General features: G+C 74.6%; 8 protein-coding genes. 3 read left to right on the forward strand and 5 right to left on the reverse strand.

The genetic code is table 11. The annotated features are described in order from the left end of the window. Positions 1-16 precede the first annotated feature (16 nt). The 4 genes from ACQ1X7_RS13665 to ACQ1X7_RS13680 form a co-directional block, all read right to left on the reverse strand. On the reverse strand, positions 17-3,841 hold the full coding sequence (locus ACQ1X7_RS13665) for a DNA polymerase III subunit alpha (protein WP_432478749.1): 3,825 nt from the start codon (positions 3,839-3,841) through the stop codon (positions 17-19). Further along, the gene (locus ACQ1X7_RS13670) at positions 3,831-4,322 is read right to left on the reverse strand and encodes an SAV_6107 family HEPN domain-containing protein (protein WP_432478750.1); all 492 of its coding nucleotides are present in this window, start codon (positions 4,320-4,322) and stop codon (positions 3,831-3,833) included. The genes ACQ1X7_RS13665 and ACQ1X7_RS13670 overlap by 11 nt, the downstream gene beginning before the upstream one ends. A gap of 13 nt (positions 4,323-4,335) precedes the next feature. Next, a complete protein-coding gene (locus ACQ1X7_RS13675; protein WP_432478751.1) occupies positions 4,336-4,725 on the reverse strand; it encodes a DUF6504 family protein in 390 nt (129 codons plus the stop codon). Between the two features lie 234 nt (positions 4,726-4,959). Further along, positions 4,960-5,445, reverse strand: a complete 486-nt coding sequence (locus tag ACQ1X7_RS13680; protein WP_432478752.1) for a hypothetical protein — start codon at positions 5,443-5,445, stop codon at positions 4,960-4,962. Positions 5,446-5,509: 64 nt separating this feature from the next. On the opposite strand from ACQ1X7_RS13680, the gene ACQ1X7_RS13685 reads away from it, so the two are divergent. From ACQ1X7_RS13685 to ACQ1X7_RS13695, 3 genes are read left to right on the forward strand one after another with little or no spacing between them, the layout of a single operon-like run. After that, entirely contained in the window at positions 5,510-5,992 is a 483-nt protein-coding gene (locus ACQ1X7_RS13685; protein WP_432478753.1) for a YbaK/EbsC family protein, read from the forward strand. A 2-nt stretch (positions 5,993-5,994) separates the two neighbouring features. Continuing rightward, on the forward strand, positions 5,995-6,600 hold the full coding sequence (locus tag ACQ1X7_RS13690) for a DUF4126 domain-containing protein (protein ID WP_432478754.1): 606 nt from the start codon (positions 5,995-5,997) through the stop codon (positions 6,598-6,600). A 10-nt stretch (positions 6,601-6,610) separates the two neighbouring features. Continuing rightward, the gene (locus ACQ1X7_RS13695; RefSeq protein WP_432478755.1) at positions 6,611-7,903 is read left to right on the forward strand and encodes a phytoene desaturase family protein; all 1,293 of its coding nucleotides are present in this window, start codon (positions 6,611-6,613) and stop codon (positions 7,901-7,903) included. 228 nt (positions 7,904-8,131) lie between these two features. On the opposite strand, the gene ACQ1X7_RS13700 is transcribed toward ACQ1X7_RS13695, so the two are convergent. Next, positions 8,132-8,308 (reverse strand): hypothetical protein, encoded by a 177-nt coding sequence (locus ACQ1X7_RS13700; protein ID WP_432478756.1) that lies wholly within the window; start codon positions 8,306-8,308, stop codon positions 8,132-8,134. Positions 8,309-8,597: the final 289 nt, after the last annotated feature.

Below are 8,597 nucleotides of genomic sequence, written 5' to 3' on the forward strand. Positions count from 1 at the left end.
ACCAACCCTAGAGGCATCATCCCGGGCTCCCCGGGCTGGTGTGCCACAGCTTGCGCGCGACATCCTTGACCGGGTCGCCGGCCGGCTGGATGTCGGCGTAGGGCGACATCCGGAAGCCGCTGGAGTGGACCAGCACCCGCTGCTGGGTGGGGGCGGTGAACCCCTGGGGCACCGTGGCGATCACCTCGTGGACCGCGTCGATCCCCTCCCGCTGCCACAGGTCGTGGAGGGCCGGCAGCTCCCACGCCCCGGTGGCCCGCAACGAGACGCCCCGGTGACCGGTGCGGCGCAGCACCCCGCGGACGACCAGCAGCCACGACCCGAAGACCGTGGCGGCGTACGGGCCCTGGGCGTCCTCGAAGAACGTCGCGTCGACCGGGCCGGTCGCGTCGTCGAGGGTCAGGAACACCACCCGCCGACCGGAGCGGACCGGCGGGGTCTGGGTGGCGACCTTGACCCCGGCGACCAACAGCTCGGAACGGCTGCGGCGGGTGAGCAGGTCACGGCTGCGGGTCACCTCGAGCTCGTCGAGGAACTCGGCGTAGCGGTCGACGACGTGGCTGCTGACGTCGAGGCCGAGGATCTCGAGCTCGGCCCGCATCCGCTCGTCGGCGGTCATCTCCGGCAGCCCGCTGGGGTCGGTCTCGTCGGGCCGGTCGCCGAGGTCGAGGACCAGCTGCACCGAGTCGACCGGCTCGGGCGGCGGGGTCGCCCGGGACTGGGCACTGGTGCGGGCCCAGACCCCGCCGTCGGCCAGGGGGTGCCGCTCGGTGGCGGGGGCCGCCTCCCGGCTCCGCGGGTCGGTGCTGTTGCGGGAGGCCACGTCGGCGACCGGCTCCTGCCGCGGCGGCGTACGGCGTCGCCCCAGGACCGCGGACGCCAGGCCGCGGCCACGGGCGGTGCGGTCGAGGTTGCGGGCGTAGCGGTCGAGCTCGCTCACCTGCAGCAGCAGGTCGCGGCGGGTCACGCTCCCCTCGTCCCGACCCCGCTCGCCGGGGGCCCCGATGGCGTAGAGCCGGTCGAAGGCGCCGGTGAGCACCAGCCGTTCGACCACCGGGCGGGACACCCGGGCGCGGTGCCAGAAGTCGGACAAAGACTGAAAAGGAGACGCGCACTCAGCCGAATCGCCGCCACGGGCGGCAAGGATGCGGGACACCTCGGTGTCGTTGATCCCCTTCACCTCCGCCAGCGCCAGCCGGATCGCGTGCCGTGGGCCGCCGTCGGCCTCGATGAGCTCGACGAGGTGCTCCCGCCCGCTGGCGTTGACGTCGAGGCCGAGCACGGGGATGCCGCACTGGCGGGCGTCCTCGAGGATCAGCCGCTTGGGGTACATCCCCGGGTCGTGGGTCAGCACCCCGGCGAGGAAGTGGGCGGGCCAGTGGGTCTTGAGCCAGGCGGACTGGAAGGTCGGCAGCGCGAACGCGGCGGCGTGGGCCTTGCAGAACCCGAAGCTGGCGAACGCCGCCAGCACCGCCCAGACCCGCTCGACCACCGGGAGGGGGTAGCCGCGGCCGAGCGCCCGGGGGAAGAACCAGGTCCGGGTCTCGGCCATCCCCTCCACGTCGCCCAGCGCCCGCCGCCACTCGTCGGCCTCGGCGAGGGTGACGCCGGCGAACTGCGCGATCATCTCGATCACCTGCTCGTGGAAGACCACCACGCCGTGGGTGCCGGCGAGGATCGGCCGCAGGTCGTCGTGGAGGTAGCCGACGTCCTTCCAGCCGTGCTTGACCTCGAGGTAGGGGGTGATCATGTCGCTCTTGACCGGGCCGGGCCGGAACAGCGAGATGTCGGTGATGATCTCGGCGAAGGACTCGATGCCGGACTTGCCGACCAGCTCGCGCTGGCCGGGTGACTCGATCTGGAAGATGCCCAGGGTCTTCGCCGAGCTGATCAGGTCGTAGGTGGCCGGGTCGTCGAAGGGCACCTGCGCCTCGTCGTCGAGGTCGAGCGTGGCCCCGTCGACCCGCGCGACCTCGGCGACGGCGTGGGCCATCGCCGACTGCATCCGGATGCCGAGCACGTCGAGCTTGAGCAGGCCGAGGTCCTCCACGTCGTCCTTGTCGAACTGGCTCATCGGGAAGCCGGCGTACGACGCCTCGACGGGGGTCCGGTCGAGCAGGGTGGCGTCGGAGAGCAGCACCCCGCAGGGGTGCATCGCGACGTGGCGGGGCAGCCCGTCGAGCCGCTCGACCATCCGGAAGAAGAGATCGAGCCGTTCATCGGTGAGACCACCGGCGGCGAGCTCGGGCAGGTCGCGCAGCGCGTTGCGGGCGTCGCGGGCGCGGATGTGGGGGAACGCCTTGGCGATGGCGTCGATCTCGCCCGGCGGCATCCCGAGCGCACCACCGACGTCGCGGACGGCGTGGCGGACCCGGTAGGTGTCCATCATCGAGACGCAGACGCACCTCTCGCCGCCGTATCGGTCGAGGATCGCCTCGTAGACCTCGAGCCGGCGGGCGGACTCGACGTCGAGGTCGATGTCGGGCAGCGAGTCGCGCAGCGGCGAGAGGAACCGCTCCATCAGCAGGTCGTGGCGGATCGGGTCGATGCCGGAGACGCCGATCAGGTAGTTGACCAGGCTGCCGGCCCCCGAGCCGCGGGCGGCGCACCGCACGCCCAGGTCGCGGATCAGGTCGGTGATGTCGCCGACGGTGAGGAAGTAGGGGGCGAAGCCGAGGCCACGGATCACCTCCAGCTCGTCGTCGAGCCGCTTCCAGATCCGCTGCCTCGGCGCCGAGCCGTAGCGGTCGCCGATCCCGGCCTCGCAGCGATCGCGGAGCAGCCGGTCGGCCCCGCCGTCGACACCGTCGCCGGACGTGGCCAGCTCGGGCAGGTGCACCTGTCCGATCCCGAGGTCGGCGGCCGGGTCGAGGGCGCACCGGTCGGCCACCGCGCGGGTCCGGGCCAGCAGCCTCATCGCTTCCCGCGCGGGGTCGCCGTGGCCGGCGAGCCGGCAGACCTCCTCGGCGACCTCGGCCATCTGCTTGCCGGACTTGAGGAACCCCTCGGCGTTGCCCCGGTCGACGTGGCGCCGGTCGAGAGCGACCAGCCGGCGGGCGGCGTCGAGGACGTCGACGGTGGGGGCGTCGAGCCGGTCGGCGTAGCGGACGGCGTTGGTGAGCACCGCCTCCAGCCCGGCCCGGCGGGCCAGCCCGGCGGTCCGGGCGGCGTGGGGGGCGGTGCCGGGCCCCCAGGCGCCGTCGCGCCCCGGGAGCCGGTGGGAGACCAGCTCGAGCAGCAGGTGGTCGGCCGGGACCACCTCGCGCCAGGGCGCGAGCGCGTCCAGCGCCTGGTCGTCGCGACGCCGGGTGAGGGCCGCCCCCACCTCGGAGGACGGCCCGAGCAGCACCACCACGTCACCGCTCGCGAGGTGGGGGGCGAGCAGGTCGAGGGTGGCCACCGGGTGGCCGCGCTCGCCGGCCAGGTGGACCGCGGAGACCATCCGGCAGATCGCGGCCCAGCCGCCGCGGCCGCCGCCCGGTCCGCCGGCGTGGGCGAGCAGGGTCACCCGGGGCAGCCCGCCCCGGTCGCTCGCCCGGTCGCGGAAGCTGCCGCCCCGGACGGGGGTCCGCGTCCGGGGACCGGGCCGGTCACCGGGCCGGTCCGGTGTCGCGGCCACCGGCTGGTGGGCGAGGTCGACGCCGAGCACCGGCCTGATCCCGGCGGACCGGCAGGCCCGGGCGAACTTCACCGCACCGTAGGTCCCGTCGCGGTCGGTCAGCGCCAGGGTGTCCATCTCCTGCTCCGCGGCCCGCTCGACGAGGGTGTGCGGGTGGGAGGCGCCGTACTGGAGGGAGTAGCCGGAGGCGACGTGGAGATGGACGAACGGGTCAGGCGACACCGGCCCGGGAGCCGGAGGCGCCGTCGCGGGGGACCCCCTGGACGACGGCACGGCCGGTGATCGGTGGGTGCGGGACCAGGCCGAGCGACTGCTCGACCACGGCGAGGAACCGGTCGGCGTCGCGGACCAGGTCGTCGGCCTCCCGCTCGGTGACGGCACGGGTCGAGCCCGCCTCGGCAGCGGCCCGCTTGGCGGCCCCGGCGGCGAAGAACCGGGCCCACTCCTCCAGCTCGGGCGCCACGTCGGCGAGCAGCACCCAGGCGTTGCGCTGCTGCCGGCCGCGGGCCGGGGTCGGCCGGGCTCGGGCCGCGAGCAGGGCGGCGGCCGCCCGGAGCGCCGCCACGTGGGCGGCGGCGTAACGGGCGGGGACGTCGGGCGCGGTGACCGCCTCGGCGAGGGAGGCGGCGGCCCGGCTGAGGTAGGAGTGGGTCGTCGCGGGCAGGGTGTGGGGCTGGACGCCCGGCTGGGTCTGCTGGCTCATCGGACCACCTCCTCTAGTCGACGCAGCCGACGAGCTGCCAGCTGCCCTCGGTCCAGTCGAAGGAGAGGTCGAAGACCCCCCAGTCGCCGGAGCTGCCGTCGCGGTCGGCCCCGCGGCCGGCCTCGATCCGCCACAGCTCGCGCTCGACGAGCAGCTCGGCGGTGGCCGGCCCGGCCGCACCGCCGGTGGGAGCCGGGTCGTCGGAGCCGATGACGGCCCGGACACCCGGGGACTGCCACCAGGGACCGGTCTCGACCCAGTGGGCCACCACCGCCCGTACCTTCCACAGCCGGCCCCGCCACAGGAACTGCTCGGGACCCTCCATCCGATCGGCGGGGCCCCGGTGGGCGGGACCCTCCACCCACCCGCTGCGCACCTCCACGGGGTCGTCGTACCGTCTCACCGCTGCTCCTCCCGGCACCCGTTCGACCCCTCGACCCGCGTTGTCGGCGACCCGGGTCCGCTCCGACGGCGGGGTGCCCGGTGGGTCCGGCGGCGCGGGGGTCGAGGTCGCCCCGCCGGACCCGTGGTGATCGAACATGTGTTCGAACACCTCCACGGTACACCGCCCTCCCCCGGAGCCGTCAAGGCCGGGAGCGCGGGGTGTGGAGACGCCGCGGGTACGACCGGACGTCGGTCAGCCGGGCCGGTCCGGGGAGTGCTCGCGCGCCTCGGCGAGCCGGGCGCCCCGGATGAACTCGCTGGTGTCGCGGCTGGCCAGCAGCCACAGGAGCACGCCGTTGAGGACCACCCCGAGCCCGGCCAGCACGGCCAGCGGGACCGGCGGGTCGGCACGGTAGATGACCAGCATCACGAAGACGAACGCCACCGCGGTCGCGCCCAGCGCGTAGCGCGCCCACCGGTGGCCCTTGCCGAACAGGGAGGCGATCACCCAGACCAGGAGGGCGTAGACGATGAACGACACCACCGCCACCGGGACGAACGCCGGCGGCGAGAGCTGGCTCTGGCGCACCGCGTCGAGGCCGCCCTGGGTCTCGGCCCAGGCCCGCACCAGGTCGTCGCGCAGCACCGCGACCATCGCCGTCCCGAGCGCGCTGACCCCGACCAGCACCGCCTGCACGCGGATCGCGTTGGTCACCGAGCCCGGTCGCTGCCGACCCATCTGCCTCATTCCTCCGTCCGCCCGGCGCCCCGTCGTCGCCGGGCGTGCCGGATAGGGTCGCAACATGTCCGAGCATGCGGCGATCACCCGGTTCCGCGAGGAGCACGCACGGCGTGGTGGCGCCGGTGAGGTCGTGGTCCTGCCGGAGTCCGTCCACACCGCTGCGCTGGCCGCCGAGGCCCTCGGCTGCGAGGTGGGCGCGATCGCCAACAGCCTGATCTTCGACGACCACGGTAGCCCCCTGCTGGTGCTGACGTCGGGAGCGCACCGGGTCGACACGGCGGCGACCGCCGCCCGGATCGGTGCCGGACGCCTCGGCCGCGCCGACGCCGAGTTCGTCCGGCGCCACACCGGGCAGGTGATCGGTGGCGTCTCCCCCATCGGCCACACCACGCCGGTGCCCACCTGGATCGACACCTGGCTGCAGCGACACCCCGTCGTGTGGGCCGCGGCCGGGCACCCGGCGGCCGTCTTCTCCACGACGTACGACGAGCTGGTCGAGCTGACCGGCGCCACGCCGGTCGACGTCGGGGCGGACCAGGAGTAGCCGTGGAGTCCCTCGCCCTGGCGTTCTCCACCGGGTGGGCCAGCGGGGTGAACGCCTACCTCGTCGTGCTGGTGCTCGGCACCGCGGACCGGCTCGGCGACCTCGACCAGGTCCCCGACGTGCTCGGTCGCTGGGACGTGCTGGCGGTGGCCGGGTTCCTGTTCGTCATGGAGTTCGTGGCCGACAAGATCCCCTACCTCGACTCGACCTGGGACGCGGTCTCCACGGCGATCCGGCCCACGGTCGGTGCGGTCGTCGGCGTGCTGCTGGCCGGCGACGCCAGCGGCCTCGAGCAGGCGGTCCTCGGTGTCGTCGGTGGCGGCACCGCACTGGCCTCCCACCTGGTCAAGGCCGGGAGCCGGCTGGCGATCAACACCAGCCCCGAGCCGGTGTCCAACGTCGCCGCCAGCCTGGCCGAGGACGTCACCGTGCTGGCGCTGGTCTGGTTCGCGATCGAGCACCCGCGGGCGGCGGCCGCCATCGCCGGGGTCCTCCTGGCCGGCGGCCTGGTCGTGCTCTACCTCGTCGCCCGGCTGGTGCGCCGGGGGTGGCGGCGCTGGCGGCACCGCGACCGGACGGGCGCGGACGCTCCGGGACCGGCTGGATAGGTTCCTCGCCATGCGCGTGGTGGTGGTGGGGGGCGGCCTCGGTGGCCTGGCCGCCGCCGCTCGGCTCGCCAAGCTGGATCACGACCTCACGCTGCTGGAGCAGGAGGACCGGCTCGGTGGGGCGCTGGCCCCCTGGTCGCAGGACGGCTTCGACTGGGACCGCGGCGCCCACTCCACGCTGCTGCCCGCCGTGCTCCGCGACCTGTTCCGCAAGTCCGGGCGGCCGGTGGAGCGGGAGCTGGACCTGGTCCCGGTCGAGGTTATCCGCACCCACCGGTTCGCCGACGGCAGCACGCTGGCGCTCCCCTCGGGGCGGGCCGCCCAGCTGCGCGCGTTCGACGCGCTCGGTGCGGGCCTGGGCCAGCGGTGGCTGGACCACGTGGCGGCGTACGCCGACACCTGGGAGCTGCTGCGCCGTCACCACCTGGAGGTGGCGACGCCCCACGACTGGCTCCCGCGGGAGGTGAGGGCCGTCCTCGACGGCCGCGAGTCGCTGCACCGGCGGCTCCGCCGCGACCTGCGCGACGAGCGGCTCCGGCTGGTCGCCGGCCACCGGTTCGTGGCCGAGGGGCACGACCTGCGCAACGTCCCTGCCTGGCTCGGGGTGCACTCCTACCTCGAGCAGCGGCTCGGCGCCTGGAGCGTCCCCGGCGGCTTCTCGGGTGTGGCCGACGCGCTCGCGCGCCGGATGCGTACCCGCGGGGTGGACGTCCGCACAGGTACGGCGGTCCGGGACCTCGTCATCCGCCACGGGAGGTGTGTCGCGGTCGCCACCGACGCCGGCGAGGTCGACGCCGACGCGGTCGTCTGCGCGATCGACCCACGACGCCTGCCGGCCCTCGCGCCGTACGTCGCGGCGACGATGCCGGCCCTTCCGCCCGTGCTGGTGCACCTCGGCCTGGTCGGCGAGGTTCCCGACGTCGGCCACGAGCTCGTGCTCCACGGCGACCCGCTGCTGGTGGTCCGCGCCGGCGGCTCCGGCCCCGCCGGTCATGTCGCGTGGACGGTGCACGCCCGGGGCCGGATCGCCGAGGACCTGCTCACCGCCCTGGCCCGCGCCGGCCTCGACGTCCGCGACCGGGTCGTGGTGCGCGTCGACCGCACGGCCCGCGCCCAGGTGGAGGCGGGCGGCTCGGCGATGGGGGTGCTCTGGCAGGGCCGGGCCACCGTCCGCCGCCGACTCGGCCCGACCACCCCGCTCGCCGGTGTCTATGCCGCGGGTGCTCACGCCACCCCCGGCGGCGGGGTTCACATGGTCGGGCTGTCGGCCGCGCTGGTGGCCGAGGTGATCGGTCCGGCCTGACCTCCTGCAGGTCAGGTAGTCGGTGTCCTTCTCACCACAGAGTGCCTCGGTCGGCCTGGCTCCGGTGCTCCCGTCCCGGCAGGCGCGCACAGAGCCGATGAGCGTGCTCGGCCACTCAGCGGTCCAGAGATCACTGCCCCCGGTCACCCGGCGACTCGGATCTGGGGCACTGTCGTGCCGCGATGCGTGCGCGCCGGTTCCGAACAGCACGGACAGGGACGCAGGAAGTCACCAGACGAACGAGAGCAGCAACGTCAGCCCCCACGGGCCCACGATGGCGGCGAAGGTCAGCAGCACCGCCCCGTTCGCGACCTGTGGATTCGAACCCTTGGCAATCAGTTGCCTGCCGGCTACCACCAGCACAACCAGAACGACCACAACGACCGAGGTGACCAGGATGCCCACGGACCAGACCCTAGGGCTGGTCGCCGCTGCCACGTCAGGACGCGCCGGTCCAGGCTCACGACAAGGTGCCCGCGCCATCCCGTCGTCACCGCCCCGACGACGCCGAGGGGTCACCGGGCCGCCGTCGTCTCCGGGGCCCTCGAGGCACTCGGGTCGGCCGTCGCGCCAGACGTAGTGGGGCGGTCGCTCAGTGTGTCGATGCCACTCCAAGTCGGCCCGGTTGCTCACCCTCCGGGCTCGAGCGCCTGCAACGAGCCGGCCTTGAAGCGGCGTACCTCCTGCGGCCAGC

The organism is Nocardioides sp. GXQ0305, assembly GCF_050880345.1.
Lineage (GTDB): Bacteria > Actinomycetota > Actinomycetes > Propionibacteriales > Nocardioidaceae > Nocardioides.